The following is a 25,905-nucleotide window of genomic DNA, read 5'->3' on the forward strand; positions in this document are numbered from 1 at the left end:
AAGCGAATACAAAGTTAAATCATTGCGAAGAAATGGATGTAAATCCACGCAAAGGGCGCCGCCAGGATGAGGGAATCAAAGCGATCCATAAACCCTCCATGCCCCGGCATAATATTTCCGGAATCTTTTACCCCCGCCATGCGCTTGAGTTTGGATTCCATGAGATCGCCTGCGGTCCCTACCACAGCTGCCAGGCCCGCCAGCGCCATCCAGTGTTGGAGCGCCAGCCATTGACTCCCCCAGTAGTAACCATATACCCCAGCCGCCGCAACAGCCAGGATCATCCCTCCCACTGTGCCTTCGATGGTCTTTTTAGGAGAAATGGAAGGGAAAAACGGGGTCTTTCCTATCAGGGATCCCACGATGTAAGCCATGGTATCATTAATCCAGATAAAGATGATCAGCAACAAAGGAATGAGCCAGCCTGGTCCTGTTCCTACCCCATCTGGTCCGGCGGTAAAACGAATGGTGCCATAGTTTAGACAAAGGTGAATGAGCAAACCAAAAGAAACGGTGATATATAACAGGCCCATTGCAGAATAACCGATGTTTTTCAGGGAAAACTCCTTGCTCAGGAGTATTTCACCGATAGGTAGCACCATCACAAAGATGATGGCGATCCACCAGCCCAGAAAACCCAAAGAAAGGTTCCCGCCGGCAAAATGATCTCCCGTAAAAGAAAGGATCAATGCGCAGCTGGCCACCAATACCCCGGTTTTATGCCATTCAGATACGTTGCCATAGTCAGGATCGATATGCCTGATGAGTTTGAAATATTCCTTCAGGGCAAAGAAATTAACCAGGAAGAACAAAAGGAAAAAAGTAAACGGACTGTATAGGATACCGGCCAGCATGATCGCTACAAAAACTAACGCCGAAGCTGTACGGGTAAAGAATGTTTTCATCTATTAATGAGAATAGTTTGTACAAAAATGGGTAAAATAAACAGTCCATGCAAATGGTATCTGTAAAATTACCACGTAAATGTGTCTTATACTCAACAGGTTGCTATTGAATGGCTGGTTTGGAACGGCGCTGTAGCAACCATACCCACAGAGCCGTAAGTACCAGACTTGCAATGGCCGCCAGCCAGTTGGATTGCCCGCTTGCCATTGGATCGGTTTTCATCAGGTGCATCTGGAACAGGTACATTAATACGACCTGCAACCCATTATTGATGGAGTGAGCCAGAATGGACAACCAGAGATTTCCGGAGAGATAATAGATCACTCCCAACAGGAACCCCAGTATCACCCTTGGTACAAACGATAACCATTGCATGTGTACTGCACTGAATAGCAGTGCTGTAACAAGTATGGCTACCCATGCGCCATTCTTGACCGGCATCATTTTAATCATAAGTCGCTGTACAACGCTCCTGAAAAACGCTTCTTCAGCAATGGCAGGCATCACCGCGAAAAACAAAATATTCAATAATAGAGTAGAAAATGAGTCCATTTTGAGTAGATCGCGTGTCATCCTTTCTGCTACCTCTTCCTGCATACGCATGGTTTCAGACACAGGCCAGGTGAGGTTCCATTGAGCGGAAAGGTCCACCATTGGCAAACTTACAAGGATTATCAAAATTGCTAATATAGCCGGTATAAACTTCGGCGCACGCTGCATGGAAAGATATTCCAGAGGTTTAGGCGCAGCTAATCTGGCAAAAATTAACGCCGGGCAAAGATAAACGACTAAAGTATAAAGTATTTGCGTTAATTTCCTATAGCCGAGAACTTTAGGAACCGACGAATCCAGACTTTGCAGCGTAAAAATGGTATACCCGCTGATATGAGGAAAAACAATAATTAAAAATAGAAAATAAAGCAGGTAGAAACCGATAAAAAAGCCAATGAATATTGCAAATTGAAAGGACGGTGGGTACTGCTTCATATAACCGGTCTTAGATTAATTTTGCGTAAATTTACAGTGTGAAATTGAGTTGGCAATTGCAATCCGGGAAATTCCGGCACCTTGGTCAACCCTTAACAGAAAAAGATGGTAAAGATAGGTAACATACAATTGGGTGATTTTCCGCTATTACTTGCTCCCATGGAGGATGTAAGTGATCCACCCTTTCGTGCGGTGTGTAAAGATAAGGGGGCTGACCTGATGTATTCCGAGTTTATCTCTTCGGAGGGACTTATACGTGACGCAATCAAAAGCCGGCAGAAACTGGACATCTTCCCTGAAGAGCGTCCGGTAGGCATCCAGATCTTCGGCGGTGATGAAGAACCTATGGCCATGGCCGCTCAGATCGTGGAAGCTACCAATCCCGACCTGCTGGACATCAACTACGGATGTCCCGTAAAAAAAGTAGTATGCAAGGGCGCCGGCTCCGGTATCCTGAAAGATATTCCCAAGATGATACGACTGACCGCAGCCGTAGTGAAAGCGACCAAACTTCCTGTCACCGTAAAGACCCGCCTGGGATGGGATGATGATACCAAGAACATTGAAGAAGTAGCCGAAAGATTACAGGATGTAGGCATCCAGGCCCTCACTATCCACGGGCGCACCCGCACCCAGATGTATAAAGGCCATGCCGACTGGACCCTTATCGGGAAAGTCAAAAATAACCCCCGTATCCATATACCGATCTTTGGCAACGGCGATATCACCACCCCCGAACAAGTCATCGCCGCCCGTGCGAAATATGGCGTAGACGGCGTTATGATAGGCCGCGCTGCAATAGGATATCCGTGGATCTTCAATGAGATCAAACACTTTATGGCTACAGGCGAACACCTGCCCCCTCCATCTGTGCAGGAAAGGGTCGACGTATGTAAAAAACACCTGCAACAATCCGTAGCATGGAAAGGGGCCGTAGTAGGTATCCTCGAAATGCGCCGGCACTATACGAATTATCTCAAAGGACTACCACACATAAAAGAATTCAGGCAACAATTAGTAACTTGCAGTACACTGGCAGCAGTAGAAGAAGTTTTAGATACAATAGCAGAACATTACAAAGGTCACATTATAGAAAGGGCCTCTCCCCTTCCTGATAATTCCAGCCTGCCAGTAAACTTAGACAATGAAGTAGCAGATTGTAACGTTTACGGATAAACCCCAGGTTCAACTATTAAATTTTCTTTCACATGGCCACGATTAAAAATCTGAAAAATGAAGTCTGGAAAGACTTGCAGATCAAAAACAAATCTGCCCTGCGTAAAAAGTATGCAGTATCTAACATGGGAAGAGTGATTAGCTATTATGAAGAGATAACTGACGGTAAACTGCTCTCCGGCTCTACCGTTGAAGGTTATACCGTGCTAAATGTAAAACCCGCTGATAGTTATCAGTCACTGTACCTACACAGAGAAGTAGCGAAATTATTTAACAAAAAGCCCGGTCGTTCTCACAAGTATGTGATTCACATCGATTACGACAAAAAGAACAACAAAGCCACAAACCTCCAATGGGCTACTAAAGAAGAAATGGAAGCCCACCAGCAATTCAGCCCCGCCAAACTCGCTTACAAAGAAAAACAACGTAACCGCGTCAAAGGTCTGAAACTGAACATTACTAAAGTAAAGAGCATCAAGCGCTTACTGGCCAAACCTGGTCGCAAGACCATGAAACAGATCGCTGAACAATTCGATATCAGCGAAATGCAGTTATACCGTATCAAAAGCGGTGAAAACTGGAGCCATGTTACTCTGGATTAAAGCCTGACTAGTCAGGAATGATCATATGATGTTGTCTGACATATAGCCATCTGCCTTATGGTAGATGGCTTTATTTTTTATTTTTTATTGTGCCCTGATCTTATCCAGCACCTTCCCATAGTGTAAACTACCACGCAGCGCCGGCTCATATCCCATCAATATCACCTGCTGCCGCGCCCGCGACAATGTTACCAGCAGCTTCCTGTCCACCTCTATCGTATGCTCTTCCCACCGGAATGTACCCAGGCTTTGCAGCATATTCAACTGCGTAGGATGGTATACCGCCAGTGAAATAATAATAATATCATTCTCAGCCCCCTGAAAACGTTCGGCCGTGTCGATATTGATGGCCTGCAACGCCTCATTGGTCCCTATCAGCTCTCTGATCAGACTGATCTGGGTGCGCCATGGCGTTACCACACCTACCAATTCTTTGTTGAAAGCAGCTCCCCTGCTCTCCTGCAGATACGTTAGTAACGATACTACCTGCTGTGCTTCTGTCCTATGCATTTTGGACGTGGGCTCCATCGGACTGGGGAGAAAGATGGTCCTTCCCTGCGAAAGGATCTCCGCCCAATTACCCTCTCCTATATCCTGCTTTACAAAAGGCGCTGCCTGTAAGGCCTGCCCCGGTGATAACTGGTGGGCATAATAATGATTGATCAGATCCGCAATATCATTGTGCATCCGGAAGTGGGTATTCAGCATTCCCCACCCATGATGCCACCCGTTTTGCTTACAGGCATGGATCAATCGTTCGAATAATGTGCAGCGCAGATCTGAGATCCCCACATGCTGCAACAGCGGGGATGCTGTCATACAAAAGTTATCTGATTGTGCCACCACAGGAGGTAGCTGGTTCTGATCACCTATCAGTATGAATTTCCTGAAGGGAAGCACCAATCCCAGGAGCTGTGGCTCTGTCAATTGAGAGGCCTCATCTACGATGAGTGTATCTGTTCTGACCCCTAATAATTGTAGATTAGGTAGTCTGGTAGCCATGGTAGCAACAGTTGCCACAAAAATTTGCTGGTTGGCAATGAAAGCCCTGGCCTGGTCTAAATCCCCTTCCAGGCAATAGGTTCTCAATTGATGTTCTGCTGCCGAACGCCGTCCTCCCAGCCGAAGGTATTGTACACCTTTACTCTCCAGCTTTTTACAGATCTCATCTACCGCTTTATTGGTAAAAGCTACGATCATCATCTGGGTGCCTGCTGCTGCCAGGGTAGTCACCAGCGCAGTAAGCAGTGAAGATGTCTTCCCCGTACCCGGAGGACCCTGTACCAGGTAATAGTCTTTTGCATCCAGCGCCGCCTGCAGGATCTCCTGCTGGTTGCTGTTAAACATTTTAGGGGCTGGAAGGGGAAACGGCACCTTTACTGGTTCGCGCATACCCAATAGAAGCTCCATTCTGGCAGCGAAACGAGGTTCCAGTACATGAAACAGTGCCGTGGCTGAAATCCAGAAGTTGGATTCATAAATATCGTGTTCGATCACCCATTGCTGCTGGTATGCAAAGAAATCGTGGGTGATCTGCCGGTTGTTCAGTGAGAATGTAAGCCGGTCTTTTTGTAGTTCATCTACCCTGCCTTTAAGGATCTGGTGCTGTAATGGTGCCAGTCCGGTGGTATCCCTCGGGTAAATGATGGCCGTATCTCCGGGGCGGAAGTTGTGGTTGACCGGTGCCTGGATCGTAAATACTACACTACTCTGCGCTTCATCAAAGTGTTGAAAACAGAGGCCGGGTATTATCGTAAAGCGTGACAGCTTTTCTGATTCAGGTTGCAGCCAGAGAGCCGCAAATCCTTCTGCATCTTCTTCCCTGTGCATGGATGCATACATGCCACACTTGGCCAGCAGAAACTCCCTGAGTAAGAAAGAGAGAAATTGCTGGTAATAGGTTTTCATCAACGGATTGGCTTTGCCGTACGTTTCTTCGAAGTTGGCAAAATGCACCACGCTGAATGAAGGTAAGCCTTCCGCAGCCAGTGTCGTGATCTTTTCCAGTATGTCATATTCTCCGGCTGAGAGTCGTAATAGCTGGGATACGATTTCATTGCGCAGGGCAAGCAGTTCGTTTTCCGCAGGCCGGTTATTGGTCACGTTGCGTAAGGGGCTGTTGGCGGCAGCAGAATAGAGGATCGCCGAGCTGCCACAGCGCTCATCGCCAAAGGTAGATTGCAGCAACAGGTTATACCCTGTTACCTGCATTTCGTGGTTCTTCCAGGCACCGAAGTCCGGTGCCCTGCCACTCTTCAGTTCGAAGATCTCTTTACGGGTAGGATCGGTGTCATCTTCTGCCAGGATATCCAGGCGCCCCTGCAATCCATAGAGTGCTGAAAAGAAAGTGGGCTCTATTCGTACCGGCCGGTCTCTCAGTTCCCTGGAAGCTTCCAGCAGGTTAGGCCAGTGATTTTCACGGATATCGGCATACATGCTGTTTAACTCCTGCTTCCCATAGCCGACCGCCTGCAGAACATTTTCAGCTACCGATTCTACAAAGGACTCCCGCAACTTCATCTCCGGATGGCGCAATACATTGTCTAGCAGAGAGTTGACAATATTACCCTTGAAAGCAGCAATACCGGTAGTTTGTGGTACCAGTTTCCTGACCAGGTATAAAAATGGATTCGGACCACTTCGACCAAAGCATTCTGCCAGGTCACTGATGTCGATCAGCAGGTCAGGTTCCAGAATAAAACGGGTGGCTTTCACGGCTTCGTACCGGGCAGTGCCGGCATGGAAGTCAGCATGCAATATATGCAGGGTATCGTATACCCTCACTTGTTTGTGCAGAGCACTGGTATGCGGTTGGTAAACGGAACTTATATTGATAAGGAATTCCCCTGCCTCATCATCCTTGCCCTGCAATACAAATGATGTTACCCCGTCAGGCGTTGTCTGCAAAGGACCTATGCCTGTCACGAGGCATTTGAGCAGCGGCACCAGGGGATTGTCATCAACAGGTCCCTGTATCAGGGTTTTCCCCGCTACAGGCGCGCAGCGTTCCAGCAATGTTTCGGGCTGGGGTACTTCATAATATTGCTCAATGACATTGGCCAGGGTTTGCACACAGAGCAGTGCATCTTCCTGATCGGCACGGAGGCCGCCAGTCATAGCTTTGGTGGTGAGAATGCGTAGAATGGTCAGTTGTCGTCGTTGATCTGCCGCTACTCCGTGCTTATCGAAGTAGAACTGCATACGGGCAAACAGGTTGCTGAAGCTGCGGGCTTCATTCCTCGTAAGATGCCGGAATAACTGCTCCAGCACTCCCCGCAAAAAACGCAGGGTAGCTAGTGGCTGCTGCCCGTCTCCGGCTTCCAGCAGGCGCATATACAACATATGGCCGGTGAGGGCTTTATCGCTGGTATTCACTGACATAAATAAAGTGAAATTTCCCTTATTGAAAATATCCCTAAAATAACGCTTATGCCTTATGCATAGCCGTTATTTTAGGGATATCATCATCAGGAGTCGTTAATTAAGCAGCCTTTTTCTTCCTGTTCTTGTTTTTGGCTGCGCGGAACTCCCATGGCGCAACGGGTTTAGCCTGCTTCCAGAGTCCCAGTTTATTACGTTTGGCAGTGGCTTGTGCTGCTGCCAGTGGTGCACTTTTAGAATATTCTGTATAATGCCAGGCATGGCCTCCGGCTATCATCCAGCCATTGATATATTCACCCTTGCTGCTATATACGTCACCAATCCAGCGCTGATACCTGTCTTTTCGCAACAGTTCGACCGTTACTGTCTTGTTGAAGCACAAATCGGACAATGCCTGTTTGCTTTTCTGGTAGTAGTCCTGTCCCTTTTCCGGTGCATCGATGGCCGAAAGCCGGATGCGCACGGTCTCCTTTTTCACCAGCACTTCAAATGTATCCCCATCTATGATCCGCACTACCTTTCCTTTTATTTTCTTCGGAGGGCTGGCAACAATTGTCTGAGTAAACAGACAAAGGAGCATACACATGATCACTCTAAAAAAAATTTTAGGCATTGCATAGGATTTTGGGATGCGAAGTAACAAATTTTCCCCGGAAGAGCCTAACCATTGTGGCTGATTCATTTGCACATCTGCATATCTTGTTATACCTTCCCCTTGATTTAAAGCATATAGTGAACATCATGTCGAGCAAAAAAATAGCTATCATAGGTGGTGGTAATCTGGGTGCTGCCATTGCACAGGGTTTACTGAAAAGCGGGTTTTCTGCACCTGCTGATCTGACTATTACCAGGAGGAACGTAACTGCGCTGAAAGAATTTCAGGCAGCTGGTGTAAACACAACCGCAGACAATGATGCGGCCATTCGTGATGCAGAGATTGTGGTTATTGCGCTCAAGCCGTACAACTGGAAAGAAGTGCTGAGCAAGGTACAGGGTGCTTTTGATCCAACCAGGCAGGTAATGATCAGTGTGATGACCGGCGTATCTATGGATGACCTGGAAAAGGTGGGCGGTACAGGCATCGCTGTAGTACGTGCTATGCCAAATACTGCAATTGCCATTCAGGAGTCAATGACCTGTGTTTGCTACAAAAACGTGGCGCCGGCGCTGCAGGACTATGTAAAGGATATGTTTGACCAGCTGGGGGTAACCGTCGCGATCGACGAGAAGCTGATGGACGCAGCTACCGTGCTGGGTGCCTGTGGTATAGCCTACGCACTGCGCTTTATCAGGGCGAATATCCAGGGAGGCATCGAAATCGGTTTTGACGTACGCACAGCAAACCTGATCGCGGCTCAAACCGTGAAAGGGGCGGCAGAATTGCTGATACGTGAAAAACGTCATCCGGAAGAAGAGATCGATAAAGTAACTACTCCTAAGGGATGCACGATTGCTGGTCTTAATGAGATGGAACACCAGGGATTCAGCTCTTCACTGATCAAAGGAATCACCGTATCGTACAATAAGATTCAGAAAGATTAATAGGGAGAAACAGAACGGGGCTCAGACTACTTCCGCTTTGGGGTAATCAAAGAAAAGAAAGCTCTTATTGGCGCTGTCAAACTCTTTCCATGAATCGATATTAGCTTTTACAGCAAAAACGCCTGAAGTAGGAATATTATCTATCCTTATTTCCTGCGTAATGTAGTTGGCAAAATCCGTGATACCGGGATTGTGAGCGAAGATGGCGACTGTGTCGATATCATCGTCAATTTTGGTGATCATTTTCAGGAAGGTAGAGGCGTAACAGAGATAGAGTTCATCTTCGAGCAGTATAGCATCTTTGTCGTAGTGCCATTCCTTGGCCATAAGACGGGCCGTATTCCTGGTACGTTTGGCAGGGCTGGCGATTAGTAGTTCGGGTATAATGCCCCGGCTGCGCAGACGATTAGCCATTTCAGGTGCGTTTTGCTTGCCCCGTTTGTTGAGTGGCCTGTCAAAATCATCTACGTCCGGATCATTCCAGCTCGATTTTGCATGGCGGATCAGCAGTAACGTTTTCATCCTTTAATTGATAATTGACTTTTAGTTACTTACTAATTTACTGATTTTACCGGATCAGTTCATGGAGCATACAGCAACAGAAGTGCGGAATTAAAGTAAAATTAATACTTGGTGTTGCTTTCCACCTGGCCCCGGCCCAAAAATAAAGCCCGTTGCAACGCAACGGGCTTTATTTTTGGTATTTTTCTACTAGTAACCTCTTTCGTTTTTGCCTTCCATGAAGTTCATAAACGCTTTATTCACTACCCGGTTCCCTCCTGGTGTCGGATAATTCCCTGTAAAGTACCAGTCTCCCAGGTTATTAGGACAAGCCTCATGCAGGCTTTCAATAGACTGGTAAATCACATCCACTTTCGCATTAATGCCCTTCGGTGTAATGATTTCCGCAATCTTCGCAGAGATCTGCTCAGTAGTAAATGGTTTATAAATATTCCTTACCACATTCTGTGCATGCAGGGTGTTTGTACGCTGTAGTTCATTGCACAAACCATACGCCTCCTGCAGTATATGCTCCTTACCATGGTCTTTCAGCAGGGCGATGGCAGCCTGGAAAGCTACGAAATCACCCATCTTGCTCATGTCAATACCATAACAGTCAGGATAACGGATCTGTGGTGCAGAAGAAACGATAATAATACGTTTCGGACCAAGCCTGTCCAGCATTTTAATGATGCTTTCACGCAGTGTGGTACCCCTTACGATAGAGTCGTCGATCACCACCAGTGTATCAACACCCGGGCGAACAGTACCATAAGTGATGTCATATACGTGCTGTACCATCTCATTACGGCTGGTATCAGAAGTGATGAAGGTACGCATCTTCACATCCTTGATAGCAATCTTATCGATGCGGATCCGGCGGTTCACCATTTCGGTTAGCTTCTCCTCATCGAAATCTTTGCCCCATGATACGATCCTTTCCACCTTGATCTTATTCAGGTAGTCTTCCAGGCCTTTGAGCATACCATAAAAGGCAATCTCAGCGGTATTGGGAATAAAGGAGAAGATGGTATTCTTCAGGTCGTTGTTAATGTCAGAGAGTACTCTTTCTGCCAGGTTGTAACCCAGGCGGGTACGCTCTTTATAGATCTTTTCGTCGTTACCACGGGAGAAGTAGATACGCTCAAAGCTACAAGCTTTACGTTCTTTCGGTTCCAGGATCTGCTCAATGCTGTATTCGCCGTTTTCTTTTACGATCAGGGCGTTACCTGGCATCAGTTCCAGTACTTCATTTTCACCTACGTTGAATGCGGTACGGATAGCAGCACGCTCAGAAGCAGCCACGATCACTTCGTCATTCACATAATAATAAGAAGGACGGATACCATGCGCATCACGAATCACGAAAGAATCACCGCTACCTACCAGCCCACATACATGGTAGCCACCGTCGAACATAGAGAAGGCGTCCTTCAGTATCTTCTTTACATCCAGCCCGTTCTGGCGCACTTCATCTTCTTTGCACAGGAAATGGTGTACCACTTCCAGCATGGCGGCGAGGTCACTGTTACGGTGAGTTTCTCCCGGGTCCACATTTACGAACTTGAACAGTTCATCAGCATTTACGAGGTTGAAGTTTCCTGCGATAGAAAGGTTGCGTGCAGGTACGGTGTTATATCTTACGAACGGGTGGCAGAGTTCTACGTTGTTCTTACCTTGAGTGGCGTAGCGGAGGTGACCCATCATGAGCTCTCCGAGGAAACGCATGTGGCCTTTCATGAGGCCGGGGTACTTGGTGATTTCGGGTTGGTACTTTTCGATCTCGTCGATTTCGTCCCGCACCTTGCCGAAGATGTCTCCTATGGCCTGGGGAGCGCTGCTTCGAAGTCTGTGCATGAAGGGAACCCCGGGTTCGGTGTTCAACTTCACGGTGGCGATACCTGCACCATCCTGTCCACGGTTATGCTGCTTTTCCATCAGCAGGTACAATTTGTTGAGGCCGTAGAAAACCGTTCCATATTGTTGCTGATAATAAGAAAAAGGCTTTCTAAGTCTTATAAATGCTAATCCGCATTCATGTTTTATGGCTTCGCTCATCCCATTAGAATTGAAGGCGCAAAGTTACGTTGAAATATCCTAAACAAAAAAGGCGGATCGATTCGATCCGCCTTTTCAGTAATTACTTCTGTGCGACTGCCCCCATCCATTTAGCGATATGCCCGCATTTCTTGAAGTCATTATCGACATGGATGTAATATGTAGGGATTGTTTCTCTCAGCCATTTATCTCTTGCCTCGGCCTGTTTGATGGCCAGTGTACGCTGTTGAATACGTGCATAGTCATCGTTCAGGTTCTCGCGGTGAGGGTTGGTACGCGTCTTCAGATAGACGATACGGAGATTAGTGGATCCGTTTTCGTCGTCAGTATACTGTTGCGGAGCGGAGACACCACCTGGTTTCAGGGTATCGAGCATCAGCACGATATCTCTTTCAGAAGGTTGGTCCAGCTGATCTATGGTCAGCAGGGTACCGCCACCCACGTTATTCTGCAGCATACCGCCGGTAAATTTAGACATTGGTTCATCACTGAAATTCCTTACTGCCTCAGCGAAGGTTATTTTACCGTTTACAATGTTCTGACGGATCGTGTCCAGTTTAGTTCTCGCAGCAGCGATATCTGATTTACCGATGTTTGGTTTGAGCAGGATGTGCTGAACAGTGATATTGTCACCCTGGCGTTTCAGGCACTGGATCAGGTGGTAACCGAACTGACTTTTTACAGGAGAAGAGATCTCATTTTCCTTGAGCCTGAAGGAGGCTGCGAGGAATTCAGGATCCCATTGCTTGTCAGTACGGTTCAGGATGTAGATACCGTTATTTTCCTTGGTACCCGGGTCCTGGGAGTAAAGAATAGCGAGGCGACCGAAGTCTGCCTTCTTTTCCTGTACCTCTTTTTTGAACTCATTCAGGCGGTCGATGGTGTATTGTTCCATCTCCTTCGTTGCCTTTGGAATGATCACCAGCTGTCCTATTTCCAGTTCAGACTCATAGAATTTGAGACTGTCTTTAGGAATGCCATCGAAATATCTTTTCACCTCAGAAGGGGTTACCTTTACAGCATTGGTGATTTTGTCCTGCATAGCCTTGGCCAGCAACCCTTCTTTGATAGGCTGACGGAAGCGCTCACGCAGCTGGTATATAGAATAACCGGTTACTTCTTTCATTTTTTCACGGCTACCATACAGTTGCTCGAAATAACGGATACGGTTGTCAATCTGACCATCCACATCTGATTCACTTACGGGCAAACTGTCTCTTTCTGCCTGAATCACCATTACTTTCTGAGCAATGATCTGTTCCATGATCGTACAGGCTGCATCAGGAGGTAGGTGGCCATCCGGCACCTGGCGTTGCATATTTACCAGCTCCCCTTCCACATCAGAACTCAGTATGATCTTATCCCCCACAATAGCGGCAATTTTATCCGCCACCATTCGCTGCTGTGCAGCGGCAACCTGACCGAGCAGCATCACACCTGCAGAAAAAGCCAAAAATTTATTCATATTGTTTAATAGCACAGTGAGGTTCAAAAATAACCAAAAAATAAGCCGCGTTAGAGCGGCTTATTTTTTTAACAAAATTTTATTGCTGTAAAAGCCTTATGCAGGCTGCATTAGAGCGTACGTTTCACTTCAACTTCTTCGAAACCTTCTACGATATCACCCACCTTGAGGTCGCTGTAATTCTTGATACTCAGACCGCACTCCATATTCGCTGCCACTTCTTTCACATCATCCTTATAGCGTTTCAGGGACTGGAGTTCGCCGGTGTAAATCACGATACCTTCACGTACCAGGTTGACACGTGTGTTACGGGTGATCTTACCATCCAGAACGAAGCAACCTGCAACGGTAACCTTGTCGAAGCGGTAGGTTTCGCGGATTTCCACGTTTGCAACCACTTTCTTCTCGATCTTCGGTTCCAGCATACCTTCCATCGCGCTCTTCAGTTCATCGATAGCGTCATAGATGATGGAGTAAGTACGGATTTCGATGTTTTCTTTCTCTGCCAGTTTGCTAGCCTGAGAAGAAGGACGAACCTGGAAGCCGAGGATGATCGCATCGGAAGCGGTAGCCAGCAATACATCGGATTCGGTGATCTGACCTACTGCTTTGTGTACTACGCTCACCACGATTTCTTCGGTAGACAGTTTCTGCAGGGAGTCGCTCAGCGCTTCTACAGAACCATCGAAGTCACCCTTGATGATTACGTTCAGCTGTTTGAAGTTGCCCAGTGCCAGACGGCGGCCAATTTCATCCAGTGTGATATGTTTCTTGGTACGGATACCTTGTTCGCGTATGATCTGTGCACGACGGTTTGCAGTTTCCTTCGCTTCAGATTCATTTTCATACATTCTGAATTTCTCACCGGCCTGTGGTGCACCGTTCAGACCCAGCACCTGTACAGGAGCAGATGGTCCTGCGGAGTCTACACGCTGACCGCGTTCGTTGAACATCGCCTTGATCTTACCGAAGTTAGAACCAGAAGCGATTGTATCACCCTGACGGAGCGTACCGCTCTGTACGAGCAGGGTAGCTACATAACCACGACCTTTATCGAGAGAGGCTTCGATCACGCTACCGGAAGCTTCCCTGTTAGGGTTGGCTTTCAGTTCGAGCAGTTCAGCTTCGAGAAGGATCTTTTCCAGCAGAACATCTACGTTCAGACCGCTCTTCGCTGAGATTTCCTGGCTCTGGAATTTACCACCCCAGTCTTCCACCAGGAGGTTCATACCGGCCAGCTGTTCTTTGATCTTCTCAGGGTTAGCACCGTCTTTATCAATCTTGTTGATCGCAAAGATCATTGGCAGACCTGCAGCCTGCGAGTGGGAGATTGCTTCACGTGTTTGAGGCATGATAGCATCGTCCGCAGCGATCACGATAATGGCAATATCCGCCACCTTGGCACCACGGGCACGCATCGCGGTGAACGCTTCGTGACCAGGGGTATCGAGGAAGGTGACGCGTTTACCACCAGCGGTCGTTACCTGGTAAGCACCAATGTGCTGGGTGATACCGCCGGCCTCGCCAGATACTACGTTTGCATTACGGATATAGTCAAGCAATGAGGTTTTACCGTGGTCAACGTGACCCATGATCGTAACGATGGGTGCTCTTGGTACCAGATCTTCTTCATTGTCCTGTACTTCTTCTTCTTCCATTTCGTCGGATTCATCAACACCGATGAATTCAACTTCATAGCCAAACTCACCAGCTACCAGTTCGATTACTTCTGCATCCAGACGTTGGTTAATGGATACCATGATACCCAGACCCATACATTTCGAGATCACTTCGGCAAAGCTTACATCCATCAGGTTGGCCAGTTCGCTTACAGAAACGAACTCAGTAACCTGGAGCTTGTTGTTTTCGCCGGCCTGGTTTGCCATTTGCTCAGCGAGCTCATGACGTTTTTCACGGCGTTGTTTAGCTTTGATGTTTTTGCCTCGGCCTCCACTATTGCCCATTTTGGCCATAGTTTCCTTGATCTTGTTCTGGATTTCGTTTTTGTCGATCTCCTTATCCTCAGGTTTGGCGTTGCGGTTATTGTAGTTATTACCACCTGGGCGGTTGCCGAACTGGCCACCTCCACGGTTATAACCACCACCTTGTCCTCCCGGACCACGGTTACCACCCTGATGGCCCTGACCTCCCGGACCGCGGTTGCCGCCCTGATGACCCTGACCTCCTGGTCCGCGGTTACCACCCTGATGACCCTGACCACCACCTGGGCGGTTGTCACGGTTAGGTGCGGTATGTGGTCTGCTTGGACCACCACCCGGACGGTTGTTATTGTTATTATTATTGTTGTTGTTATTGCCGCCGTGGCTGTGATCACGGTTGCCGCCACCGCGGTTATCTCTGTTGAAGTTGCGGTTACCATCACGGTTACCACCCTGGTTGCCATGGTTTCCATGGCCGCCGCGGTTACCTTCACCGCCCTTGTTGGCTTCATCACCTGGCTGGATTGGCTCAGGTTTCTTTTCTACAATAATACGCTTGCGTTTACGGTTGTTGTCGGCATTATTATTATTGCCACCGCGGTTGAAGTTATTATTGCCTTTAGGGTCCCGGTCTCTCCTTTCCTGATGAACAGGGAGATCAATTTTACCGATGACCTTAGGACCGGTCAGTTTTTCTGCCTGAATATTTGAAATCACGGCAGAACCGGTGCTGTCATCTTGCTCAGATGTGATATCTGCTGCTGCAACTACGTCCATATGCTGTGCGGCCGGCTTAATTGGTTCTTTTGCAGCCGGTTCTTTTGTTTTTTCCTGAGCAGCTGCCGGTTTTTCGGTAGCTGGCGCCTGTTTCTCTTCTACAGCTTTTGGAGCAGTTTTTTCAGCAGCAGGCGCTGAAATTTTTTCTTTTTCTATTGGTTGTTGTTGTTGTACCGGCGTTGGCTTTACTTCTGTGGCGGCAGGTTTTTCTGTCGCGGCAGGAGTCTGTACCGGAGGAGCAGTCTGCTGTTGTGCAGGCGGTACCTGAACAGGTTCTGGTGCCTTAGCTACTGGCTCTGGTTGTTTAGCAACCGGTGGTTGTTTCTCTTCCTGTTCCGGTCTTTTGGCAGCCGCAGCAGGTTGAGGTTTTTTGTTATGTCTGTTCAGAGCATCGAGGTCGATGGTACCCATGATCTTAGGACCATTTATTCTTGGCGCATCTGGTTTCTTTTCAGGTTGTGCTTCCGGCTGTGACTGTGGTTCCGGCGCTTTTTCAGCGACAGGGGCAACAGGCGGTTGCTGAGGTTTTACCTCTTCCTTCACCACTACCGGAGGAACTTCGGCAACCGGGGCCTTCACAGGCTCAGGTTTAGGCTCTGGCTTCGGCTCCGGTTTGGGTTCGGGCTTCGGCTCAGCTTTAGGTTGTTCCACCTTCGGCTCGGGTTTGGGTTCTGGTTTAGCTTCTGGTTTTGGTACCTCTGCTACCGGGGCTGTGGGCTGCTCTTCCTTGGCAGCTGCTTCTTTTTTCTTAGCGGCTGCTTCTGCTTCTTCTTTTTCCTTCTTCTTCATTGCATCTAACACGCTTCCTTTGGGCAGGGCTATCTGATCGCTTTTGCGCTTATTAGCCTTGTCCTGTTGGAATTCAGATTGCAGGGCGGTATACATCTGAGAGGTCAGGCGGGCATTGGGTGAACCGAATCCATCCATGTCATAGCCTTTATTAGAAAGAAAGTCGATCAACGTTTCCTTTCCAATATTAAACTCTTTCGCTGCTGCCAGCAATCGCGGCGTGTTGTTTGTTACTTCAGGCATATTGTAATCTCGGGCCTCCCCTTTTTTCCCGTTTATCAACGGGACTCCTTTTTAACAATTAACAATAACTTAAAAAAAATCCTGTCAAGTAAGCCCACATCCCGGGGAAGTGGTGGTGCGGTCTTACTCTTTGTCAAATTCTTCCTGCAGGATCCTTCTCACGTCCTTTACAGTTTCTTCTTCCAGATCAGAACGACGTACCAGTTCCTCAACAGTCAGGTCTAATACGCTACGCGCAGTATCACAACCAATACGTTTGAGTTCATCCAGTACCCATTCTTCGATCTCATCTGAGAACTCGGAAAGGTCAATATCGAATTCTGCCTGCTCTTGTTCTTCGTCACGGAATACATCTATTTCATATCCGGTCAATTCACAGGCCAATTTGATATTCACCCCTTTCTTACCGATAGCCAGGGATACCTGATCTGCCTTGAGAAAAACGGATGCATATTTATTATCATTATCTATCTCCATACGACTGATACGCGCAGGTGTCAACGCACGCTGGATCAACAGTTGGATATTCGCAGTATAGTTAATGATATCAATATTTTCGTTTCGCAGCTCACGTACAATGCCATGGATACGGCTTCCTTTCATACCCACACAAGCGCCTACAGGGTCGATACGGTCGTCATAAGATTCAACTGCCACTTTCGCTCTTTCTCCGGGCTCACGAACGATTTTCTTAATTACAATCAGGCCGTCAAAGATCTCCGGAACTTCAATTTCCAGCAATTTAGCGAGGAAGGTAGGATGGGTGCGGGAGAGAATGATGAGCGGAGCATTGTTCTTCATCTCCACTTTTTTTACTACTGCCCTTACATTTTCACCTTTCTTGAAATAATCGGTAGGAATCTGTTCAGATTTAGGTAAAATTAACTCATTCCTTTCATCATCAAGCAATAAAACTTCTTTTTTCCAAACCTGATAAACTTCACCTGTTACAATTTCACCTACTCTATCCGCATATTTCTTAACTAAAATGTTCTTTTTCAGGTCCCCGATACGGGCAGACAATGTCTGCTTTGCAGCCAGTATGGCCCTGCGACCAAAATCCATGATCTCAACTTCCTCGTACAAATCCTCACCTACCTGGTAATCCGGTTCTACTAAAATGGCTTCAGAATAAGCGATCTGTGCATTATCATCTTCTACCTCACCATCGTTAACAATGGTACGGCGGCGCAATATTTCCAGGTCACCCTTCTCAGTATTTACAATCACGTCAAAATTCTCATCAGAGCCATATTTCTTACGGAGAAGTGTTTTAAACACATCCTCTAACACCTTCATTAACGTAGGACGGTCAATGTTTTCCGCTTCTTTAAACTCCGTGAATGACTCAATCAGATTAATACTAGCCATGTTTTGCTTATATTATATATTTTAAAACACGATGCACACCTTGGTGTGCTTGATTTCGTTAAGGTTTATGTCAGTAATTTTTTTCTCTTTCTTCTTACCGATCGTCTCCTCTATTGTCAGCGCCTCCTCTGTAGCCGCCAGCAGGGTGCCTTCCTTTTCGGAACCATCCAGCAGGGTTACAGCTACTTTTCTACCAATGTTCTTGACAAATTGACGGTGCAGTTTCAAAGGTTCGTCCAGTCCGGGGGATGAGACTTCCAGAGAGAAATCGTTGTCAGGAAACAACGCCGCGGCTTCCAGCCTTGCGTACATGTTGCGGTTGAATGAGACCAGCTTCTCCACAGGTACACCATTATCACCATCCACAAATAGCTTTACATTATTAGTGGGCTTAATCCTGATATCGACCACGAAATATTCCGGATATTCAGCGAGCATTGCGTCTGCATGCTCCCGGATGCTTGTTATCACTTGTTCGTTTGCCATACAAAAAACGAGAAGGGGACTTCCAGTCCCCTTCGTTAGAATCATTTTCCTATGCAAAATTAGGATTTTATTTTGATCAAAGCACATTTTCTTTAACTTGTAGGAAATAATTTACATAAGCAAATCCTTTATCTACATAGATTACGACAAAATCTAATAACTTCGTGGGGACGTTTGTTATATGTCGATATTTCACCACATACAACGTATTAACATAGAATTGATCATATGGCCGGTAGCGTTAATCCTACTTTACTGCATGCATCCGGCAGCAAATGGCAATTTTAGTTTATGTCCCTTCAAATGGATCGGATTTACCTGGTGCCCGGGATGTGGATTGGGACATGGCATTCATTATTTATTACACGGTGACTGGAAAACAGCCATTCATTATCACCTATTAAGCCCCTTTGCTGTAGCTGTATTGTCATTCAGAACCTTTCAGCTTGCAAAAGCACAGTTGAAACTTAAAAACCATCATACATGACCGATTTCTCCTTTGCCATGTTACCTGGCGTTGACCAGGAAGAGATCCTGTGGTTACAGGAACTCACCAGAAATTATAGTGAGGACAATAAACGCCAGTTTATGGCCCTCTACCAGGGACGCCGTAAAGACCCCCAGACAGTACTGATCTGCTGCCTCATTGGACTGGTATGCGTTGCAGGTATCCACCGCTTCGTGCTCAACCAGGTAGGTATGGGTATCCTGTACGTTTTCACCGGCGGACTTTGCTTTATCGGAACCATCGTTGATGCTGTAAACCACCGCAAACTGGCATGGGAATTCAATAAAGCGGCTGCTATGGAAGCTGCTTCCCTGCTGAAGCAATATTAATCTATACGGCGCCGGTTCCGGCTGGCGCCTATTTTTTTGTTTTTAGCGCCTGGAGGAACACCTTTTCCCCCAGATTCAGGAATTTTTCTCTCTTTTAAACGCCCTTTACTGTTTTTCAGCCCCCTCCCCTGTCAGAAGAACTGTCAAAGGACTCTTTTTAAGCAATTCCCTTCCTGCGGCCTCTTTCCTTATTTTAAAGCCCCCTTTACCCTGTTAAAGGAATCTTAAAATACCCCCCTTTTTCTGCCCCTGAACCGGATTAAGGGCTACCTTTGCCCCATGGGTTATATCATTGCAATAATAGTCTGCTATATACTATATAAGTTCATATTCAACCTGGTACTGCCAATGTACCAGACTGCCAGACAGGTGCGCCGCCAGATGGGCGACATCCAGGACCGCATGCGCCAGCAGTACGAGCAGGAACAACAGTATTATCAGCAACAACAGTCGCCGAATAATTTCAGCCGCGAACAGTCTAAACCAAAAGTGGATAAGGGTGATTACCTCGATTTCGAGGAAATCAAGTAGTCCCTATTTGAATATGTCTGTGATGGTTCTGGGTGCAAGGAGATGAATAGTCTGCACGCCTACCGCTGTAGCCCCTTCTACATTGGGAAGGGTATCATCTATAAATAAGGTCTCTTCAGGTTTCAACCCGTTCTCATCTAACACCAGCTGATAAGATTCTTTTTCTGGTTTGCGATAGCCAATCAGGTGGGAATAATATGCCTTGTCAAAAAATTCTCCCATTGACAGGATTCCCCTGCTCTCTTCCAGTATCTTATTAAAAGCTGCCAGGTGAATGGCATTGGTATTACTCAGCAGGTACAGGTTATAGTGCTGCCGCAATTGCTGCAGTAACTGCAGTCTGCGTAGCGGGAAGTCCAGCAGCATCGCATTCCAGGCATCAATAATCTGTTGCTCAGTGGTACCTTCCGGGGTATGCTTTAGCATTTCTGACAGAAACTCCGCTGTACTTACACGACCTGTTTCCAGGTCATCAAATAACTTATTGCCTTTAAACTGACTGTACAGACTGGTAAAGTCCGCCACTCCCAGGTCGGCAAATGCCTTATAAGTTGCCTGATAGTCAATATTCAGGATAACGCCGCCGAGGTCGAAGATGATGTTTTTAATGCCTTTCATACTTAGAATGCTATTGCTGTGTATTGCAAATTAATGTCTATGCCGGAGAATTTTATTTATTTTCAGGTGTTTAACCTGATTCCATGCATCTTGCCTTCCATACATTGATGTTACTGGGGACCCTGCAGGGGGTCATTATGTGCGGACTGCTCTTCTTTTCCAGAAAGAACAGGTATGCTAACCGGTTGTTGGGAATGTTGATCTTATTAATCACCCTGGCAGTATTCAATATGTACCTGAATGGCGTGTCCCTTGAACCTCCTATTATCCGGTTTGTATTGACTTTCGTGCCTTTGATCATCGTGATGCCGTTTGGCCCACTGGTCTATTTTTATGTCAGATCCGTGACGGACCCCGATTTCCGCCTAACCCGGAAAGATCGCCTGCATTTCTGGCCGGTTATAATAGATATGGGGCCGCAGTTGGTCGCAATTATTTATGTAATCGGGTTGATTTCGGGCCTGTTGAAGAATAATGGTCGTCCCTGGGCAGATTTTATAGACAACTATAATGTGTATTCCGATATTCCCCGCTGGGCGTCGATCACCTTTTATTTGGTTTTAGCCTACCGGCATCTGAAGGGATTTAATCTGGCAAAGGACCGGTTGGCGTGGATGAAACAGTTCACAGGCGTGTTTATGGCATTTCAGGCTATCTGGCTCCTGTATTTAATACCTTATGTGATCCCTCAGCTAACCAATCAATTATTAGATACTGTAGATTGGTACCCGATTTACATTCCAATGGTGGCGTTAGTGTATTTCCTGGGAATAAAAGGGTTGTTGATGCCGGAAAGAGAAGTAAAGGCGACCCCTGCCCCACTTGAAGCACGTTTAATTGCCACGGCAGTACCGCTTTTGCAAAAAGCCATGAAGGAAGACCGGTTGTTTTTGAACCCTTTATTGAACCTCTCTTTATTGGCCGAACACACCTCACTACCCCCCAAAAACATCTCGGCTGTATTAAACCAGCACCTGCATACGAGCTTTAACGAGTTTGTGAATAATTATCGCATTGAGGCATTCAAAGAAAAGTTGTCAGATCCTAAATTTGAGCACCTGACTATTATGGGACTGGCACTGGAGTGTGGGTTCAATTCCCTTCCTACTTTCCAGCGGGCATTCAAAAATAAGGTGGGGATGTCGCCTAAAGAATACATCAAAATGAATGATCAAATCCGGATTTGAGTAGACTGGTGGCGGTATTTCCGGTTGTTTTGCCGGAAAAAGATCCATGAAGTATTTGTTTTTCCTGTTGTTGCCTACCTCGGTTTTTGCCCAGATTGTTAACCTGAAAGAAGTGGCTGTTCGTCCTGGTCAGGCACTGGAGATTGTCAAAAAGATGATCGCAGCTATTCCTGAAAATTACGATACGGGTGCTGTGCGAATGACAGCTTTTTATAAGGAGAATATCCGGTTGGCAGATGATACCCTTAATTATAATGAGTCTGAACTGGATATAAAGGGGGATCAGTGGAAAGTGACGAAGTCCGGGCGGAAAAAGACCTTTTTAAGCCGGGATTTCCAGTTTTATAACTGGATCAGTCATATAATGAACGCACCTGGAGGGGCTTTGAGGGAGGATCTTATTAAATATGGAAATACGAAGTATTCAATATTGAATCCCGGTTATTTCAGGTACTTCAATTACTATGTGGATACATTGCAGGGAGATCAGCTGGTAATAGCTGTGACACCCAGGAATAATAACCGGAAGGCACTGGCGAGTGTGCGATTATTTATTGATACGGCAAGTCTGGCGTTGGTGAAGTTTGAGCTGGTGGCTAGTCCGGCGGGCATCAGGCATGTGAACCGGTATGGCAGAGGGGGGATTACTTATACGCTGATGTCTGCTTATATGCAGGCGTCGATGAAATTTGAACAGATTAAGGTGTCGACAGATTACCAGCAAGTGGGAGGGAAATACTATATACATCAGGTGAAGCGGCATTGGGAAACGGTGATCAACAGTCATAAGCGAGGGTTGAAAGATGTACCCTGGCGGGCAGATTTTGAGTTATCCGTGCTTTCTTTACAAAAGGACTCCACTACTGGTTATCAAAGAGATGCAATCGGTGCGCTGGTCCGGGATAAAAATATTTCTACCGGACTTCAAAAAACTGATAGTAGCTACATTCCCCTGTCACCCACTGTTTCCAGCCAGCCGCAGAATTTTACCAACGCCGATACACTCAGGGGAATGTTGTCCCCGCTCCGCAGCTGCTATGACGTTACTTTCTATCACCTGGATGCAGCGGTTAACCTGGATATGCATGTCGTCAGCGGTAATAACATCATTCGCTACAGGGTCATCACTCCTTTTAACAGGATGCAGATAGACCTATATGCGAATATGCACATCCAAAAGATCCTCTTCAGAGGGCAGGTGCTCTCATATACCCGCGAAGCCAATGCTGTCTTTGTCCAGTTTCCCGGCATACAACCTGCCGGCGAAATCCAGGAGATCCAGGTTTATTATGAAGGGATCCCTCAGGTGCCTGATAAAAGTATCAGTATGAACGGCGGGGTGTTATGGGACAAAGATGATCTGGGCAACCCATGGGTACAGATAGTATGTCAGGGGTCGGGAGCCAGTGTATGGTGGCCCTGCAAGGATCACTTATCTGACGAACCGGATAGCATGCATATCTGGATCACGGTTCCGGAGGGCTTTACAGAAGTCTCCAATGGTCGTTTACAACAGCAGGTGCCGGTCGCCGGTCATAAAACCCGTTTTGAATGGTCAGTGAGTTATCCTATCAATAACTATAATGTCACCTTTAGTATAGGAAAATATACCCATTACACGGATCAGGGTGTGGACTATTATGTCATGCCTTATCACCTGGAACAGGCAAAGGTCTACTTCAGGGAGGTACCTGCCATGTTAGCCTGTTATGAAAAACATTTCGGCCCCTACCCCTTTTCCAGGGATGGATTTAGGCTTGTAGAAAGTCTTTATCCTATGGAGCATCAAAGTGGTGTTTGTATAGGGAGGATTCCTGCGGATCCCCACCCTGAATTTGCCTTTATAGTCTGGCATGAGGCGGCGCATGAGTGGTGGGGGAATAACATCAGCTGTAAAGATATCGCAGATATGTGGATACATGAAGCTTTTGCTACCTATGCAGAAAGTGTGTATGCTGGCTGTCGGGTCGGGGATGAGGCTATGCGTGAATTCCTGTATGATCAACAATCGCAGGTGAAGAATAAAAGGGCTGTCACTGGTAATTATGATGTGAATGATATTTTTTATGACATCAATGATATGTATACCAAGGGAAGCCTGATGATCTTCACTTTACAAAACGTTATTAACGATGATTCCCTTTGGTGGAGGCTTTTATTGGCTATCCAGCAACATTTCCGGTACCAGACGCTCTCTGCAGATGAGTTGGAGCAGTTTATCTGTGATTTCACGGGGAAGGACTATCACTATTTTTTCAATCAGTATTTGCATTATACGCGGATTCCCAGGCTGGAATATGTGCTTTCCGAGAAGGGGAGGAATCTTACTATTCGATATCGTTGGGTTGCGGATGTTCCTGATTTCCGGATGCCGGTAAAAATAAGAGGTGGTGGATTTATTTATCCTACGCCTGATTGGCAGACTTTGACGCTTTATAATCGGTCAGCAGAGGATTTTGATATAGATGATGAGAATTTCTATATTGAGGTGGAGGGGGTGGAATAAAAATTTTTAGGATTGGTTTGGTTAAATTGAATAAATTTTAAGTAATTTCGCCGTCCCGCAAAGGGACCCGAGAAAGTTTACATATATTATTTCGTTCTGAAAAGAACAGCTCCTATAGCTCAGTTGGTTAGAGCACCTGACTCATAATCAGGGGGTCACAGGATCATGCCCTGTTGGGAGCACGGAGATGAAGCCTTACTAGTTTAATACTGGTAAGGCTTTTTTATATTGGCTTATTCTCATAATAGCGATAATTACAGTACTTTATTTAGAGCAAAAAAATTTAATTAATATTTTATGTATTATTAAATAATTCAATTGTTGAGAGTTTAATTGGTTCTCACTCGATTCTTTGCCTAATCTTTTTATTGTATCAGGGTCAATTTTGTCACCACTTAGGTAATTATTAATCGTTAATAGTGCTATGAACCGCCCATTCGAAAATACCTTTGGAGGAGTTGATGAAAACTATTTTCCAATTTGCTACCAAAGGGGAAATATAAACATTGGAATAGCCAATATTTACATAATTATTAAGGAAGAGGGATATAGTATCGATTTATTAATAAGCAGATTCTATCAACACCTTTTGACTCATAATCAGGTCACAGGATCACGTCCCGTTGGGAGCACGAAGATTACAGGCTTTTAGTATTCAATTGCTAGAAGCCTGTAATTTTTTATAGGACTTGCAATAACTTAGTTGCATTGTGCAATTACAGTGCTTAATCAGATTCTCCACTCAACATACATCTTTGTTCATTAACTCCTTCTTAACCGAATTCAAACAGAAACGATATATACTGCATCCATTAATCCATAGAATTATGAAAAGCGAACAAATAATTGAGCTATTTGAAAAATTTGAGCTCATATGTTATGAACAAGAAGGTGTAGAATGTTGGAGCGCCAGAGAACTACAGCATCTGTTAGGCTATAGTAAATGGGAAAATTTTGAGAAAGTAATTACTAAGGCAAAAGATGCTTGTAATAATGCAGGAGGGAAGATAGAGGATCACTTTCCTGACGTCAGGAAGGTGATCGAGGGTGGGAAAGGTGCTCAACAGCAAATAGCAGATATTATGCTCACGCGTTATGCTTGCTACCTGATAGCACAAAACGGAGATTCCAGGAAGCCGGAAATTGCTTTTGCTCAGACTTATTTTGCTGTACAAACAAGAAGAGCAGAGATAATAGAGCAAAGACTGCTGGAATATGAAAGAGTGAAAGCTAGGGAGAAATTAAGCCAAACAGAACGACAGTTATCAGGAATATTGTATGAAAGAGGGGTGGATGATAAAGGTTTTGCAATAATCCGGTCAAAAGGAGATCAAGCGCTCTTTCGATTAACTACATCGTTGTTAAAGAAAAAAATGGGCATTCCTGAAGCAAGACCCATAGCCGATTTTCTGCCTACTATAAGTATTAAAGCAAAAGATCTGGCTGCAGAAATGACGAGTCTAAATGTTCAGAGTAATGATTTAAAGGACAACTTCCTATTGAAAATAAGCATATAGATAATAGCTCGGCTGTAAGGAACATGCTCCTGGGGCGTGGAATTCAACCAGAGAATTTATCACCGGCAGAGATGTGAAGAAACTGCAGAAATTACCTCCCCTTCCTCCCATACTCCTCCCCCCACATACACAACGCATCCATCACCGGTATCAACTTTTTCCCCAACTCCGTCAACCTATACTCCACCCGCGGCGGCACCTCTGCAAACACCTCCCGCTCCAGGATCCCATCGCGCTCCAACTCCCTCAACTGCGCCGTCAATGTCGAATGCGTAATATACTCCAACTCCTTCCTCAACTCCCCAAACCGCTTCGGACACTCCTTCCTGATACTATCCAACAATAACAACTTCCACTTCCCTCCTATCGCCTGCAACGCATGCATCATTGGATTGTCAAAATCAACATTTTTCGCGAGGATAACCGATTGACGCTGACCAATAGTATCTTTTTTCATACTTAATACCTTCTTCAAAACTACTTGA

The 25,905-nt window shown here is 46.1% G+C and carries 20 protein-coding genes and 1 tRNA gene; 9 read left to right on the top strand and 12 right to left on the bottom strand.

Features of this window, described 5'->3' with window-relative positions; genetic code table 11:
- Positions 1-14 precede the first annotated feature (14 nt).
- Both ABDW33_RS08745 and ABDW33_RS08750 read right to left on the bottom strand, forming a co-directional pair.
- Positions 15-905 carry a phosphatidate cytidylyltransferase gene (locus ABDW33_RS08745; RefSeq protein ID WP_343689680.1) on the bottom strand — a complete coding sequence of 297 codons (891 nt, stop codon included), beginning with the start codon at positions 903-905 and terminating at the stop codon, positions 15-17.
- A gap of 103 nt (positions 906-1,008) precedes the next feature.
- Entirely contained in the window at positions 1,009-1,584 is a 576-nt protein-coding gene (locus ABDW33_RS08750) for a CPBP family intramembrane glutamic endopeptidase (protein WP_343689681.1), read from the bottom strand.
- Positions 1,585-1,998: 414 nt separating this feature from the next.
- Between ABDW33_RS08750 and dusB the strand changes: the two genes are divergently transcribed.
- Positions 1,999-3,069, top strand: coding sequence for a tRNA dihydrouridine synthase DusB (gene dusB / locus ABDW33_RS08755; protein ID WP_343689682.1), 1,071 nt, complete (start codon positions 1,999-2,001; stop codon positions 3,067-3,069).
- Between the two features lie 32 nt (positions 3,070-3,101).
- Positions 3,102-3,671, top strand: coding sequence for an NUMOD4 domain-containing protein (locus tag ABDW33_RS08760; RefSeq protein ID WP_072358832.1), 570 nt, complete (start codon positions 3,102-3,104; stop codon positions 3,669-3,671).
- 84 nt (positions 3,672-3,755) lie between these two features.
- On the opposite strand, the gene ABDW33_RS08765 is transcribed toward ABDW33_RS08760, so the two are convergent.
- Together ABDW33_RS08765 and ABDW33_RS08770 are read right to left on the bottom strand one after the other, a co-directional pair.
- Positions 3,756-7,052, bottom strand: a complete 3,297-nt coding sequence (locus ABDW33_RS08765; RefSeq protein ID WP_343689683.1) for an AAA domain-containing protein — start codon at positions 7,050-7,052, stop codon at positions 3,756-3,758.
- A 100-nt stretch (positions 7,053-7,152) separates the two neighbouring features.
- Positions 7,153-7,665 carry a thermonuclease family protein gene (locus ABDW33_RS08770; protein WP_343689684.1) on the bottom strand — a complete coding sequence of 171 codons (513 nt, stop codon included), beginning with the start codon at positions 7,663-7,665 and terminating at the stop codon, positions 7,153-7,155.
- A gap of 128 nt (positions 7,666-7,793) precedes the next feature.
- Between ABDW33_RS08770 and proC the strand changes: the two genes are divergently transcribed.
- Entirely contained in the window at positions 7,794-8,594 is an 801-nt protein-coding gene (proC, locus tag ABDW33_RS08775; protein WP_343689685.1) for a pyrroline-5-carboxylate reductase, read from the top strand.
- 21 nt (positions 8,595-8,615) lie between these two features.
- Here the strand turns inward: proC and ABDW33_RS08780 are convergent, their stop codons facing one another.
- The 6 genes from ABDW33_RS08780 to ABDW33_RS08805 all read right to left on the bottom strand — a co-directional run bounded on the left by ABDW33_RS08780 (position 8,616) and on the right by ABDW33_RS08805 (position 18,224).
- Positions 8,616-9,116, bottom strand: a complete 501-nt coding sequence (locus tag ABDW33_RS08780; protein WP_343689686.1) for a histidine phosphatase family protein — start codon at positions 9,114-9,116, stop codon at positions 8,616-8,618.
- A 189-nt stretch (positions 9,117-9,305) separates the two neighbouring features.
- Complete coding sequence (locus ABDW33_RS08785; protein ID WP_343689687.1) at positions 9,306-11,153, bottom strand: amidophosphoribosyltransferase; 1,848 nt, start codon at positions 11,151-11,153, stop codon at positions 9,306-9,308.
- A gap of 82 nt (positions 11,154-11,235) precedes the next feature.
- Positions 11,236-12,618 carry a peptidylprolyl isomerase gene (locus ABDW33_RS08790; protein ID WP_343689688.1) on the bottom strand — a complete coding sequence of 461 codons (1,383 nt, stop codon included), beginning with the start codon at positions 12,616-12,618 and terminating at the stop codon, positions 11,236-11,238.
- Between the two features lie 110 nt (positions 12,619-12,728).
- Positions 12,729-16,367, bottom strand: coding sequence for a translation initiation factor IF-2 (infB, locus tag ABDW33_RS08795; RefSeq protein ID WP_343689689.1), 3,639 nt, complete (start codon positions 16,365-16,367; stop codon positions 12,729-12,731).
- 123 nt (positions 16,368-16,490) lie between these two features.
- Positions 16,491-17,738: a transcription termination factor NusA gene (gene nusA / locus ABDW33_RS08800; protein ID WP_146968542.1), complete on the bottom strand. Its 1,248-nt coding sequence runs from the start codon at positions 17,736-17,738 to the stop codon at positions 16,491-16,493.
- 21 nt (positions 17,739-17,759) lie between these two features.
- Positions 17,760-18,224: a ribosome maturation factor gene (locus ABDW33_RS08805; RefSeq protein WP_343689690.1), complete on the bottom strand. Its 465-nt coding sequence runs from the start codon at positions 18,222-18,224 to the stop codon at positions 17,760-17,762.
- 483 nt (positions 18,225-18,707) lie between these two features.
- Here ABDW33_RS08805 and ABDW33_RS08810 point away from each other — a divergent pair, with 483 nt between their 5' ends.
- Together ABDW33_RS08810 and ABDW33_RS08815 are read left to right on the top strand one after the other, a co-directional pair.
- A complete protein-coding gene (locus tag ABDW33_RS08810; protein ID WP_343689691.1) occupies positions 18,708-19,061 on the top strand; it encodes a TM2 domain-containing protein in 354 nt (117 codons plus the stop codon).
- 279 nt (positions 19,062-19,340) lie between these two features.
- On the top strand, positions 19,341-19,592 hold the full coding sequence (locus tag ABDW33_RS08815; RefSeq protein ID WP_343689692.1) for a DUF4834 family protein: 252 nt from the start codon (positions 19,341-19,343) through the stop codon (positions 19,590-19,592).
- Positions 19,593-19,595: 3 nt separating this feature from the next.
- Here the strand turns inward: ABDW33_RS08815 and ABDW33_RS08820 are convergent, their stop codons facing one another.
- Positions 19,596-20,210, bottom strand: a complete 615-nt coding sequence (locus ABDW33_RS08820) for an HAD family phosphatase (RefSeq protein ID WP_343689693.1) — start codon at positions 20,208-20,210, stop codon at positions 19,596-19,598.
- Between the two features lie 83 nt (positions 20,211-20,293).
- Between ABDW33_RS08820 and ABDW33_RS08825 the strand changes: the two genes are divergently transcribed.
- The 4 genes from ABDW33_RS08825 (at position 20,294) to dinD (ending at position 25,420) form a co-directional block, all read left to right on the top strand.
- On the top strand, positions 20,294-21,397 hold the full coding sequence (locus ABDW33_RS08825) for a helix-turn-helix transcriptional regulator (protein ID WP_343689694.1): 1,104 nt from the start codon (positions 20,294-20,296) through the stop codon (positions 21,395-21,397).
- Between the two features lie 46 nt (positions 21,398-21,443).
- Positions 21,444-23,903 carry a M1 family metallopeptidase gene (locus tag ABDW33_RS08830; protein ID WP_343689695.1) on the top strand — a complete coding sequence of 820 codons (2,460 nt, stop codon included), beginning with the start codon at positions 21,444-21,446 and terminating at the stop codon, positions 23,901-23,903.
- 108 nt (positions 23,904-24,011) lie between these two features.
- Positions 24,012-24,085, top strand: a tRNA-Ile gene (locus ABDW33_RS08835).
- Between the two features lie 645 nt (positions 24,086-24,730).
- Positions 24,731-25,420, top strand: a complete 690-nt coding sequence (dinD, locus tag ABDW33_RS08840; RefSeq protein ID WP_343689696.1) for a DNA damage-inducible protein D — start codon at positions 24,731-24,733, stop codon at positions 25,418-25,420.
- Between the two features lie 91 nt (positions 25,421-25,511).
- Here the strand turns inward: dinD and ABDW33_RS08845 are convergent, their stop codons facing one another.
- On the bottom strand, positions 25,512-25,808 hold the full coding sequence (locus tag ABDW33_RS08845) for a helix-turn-helix domain-containing protein (protein ID WP_343689859.1): 297 nt from the start codon (positions 25,806-25,808) through the stop codon (positions 25,512-25,514).
- Positions 25,809-25,905: the final 97 nt, after the last annotated feature.

This window comes from Chitinophaga sp., assembly GCF_039596155.1.
Classification (GTDB): Bacteria; Bacteroidota; Bacteroidia; order Chitinophagales; family Chitinophagaceae; genus Chitinophaga.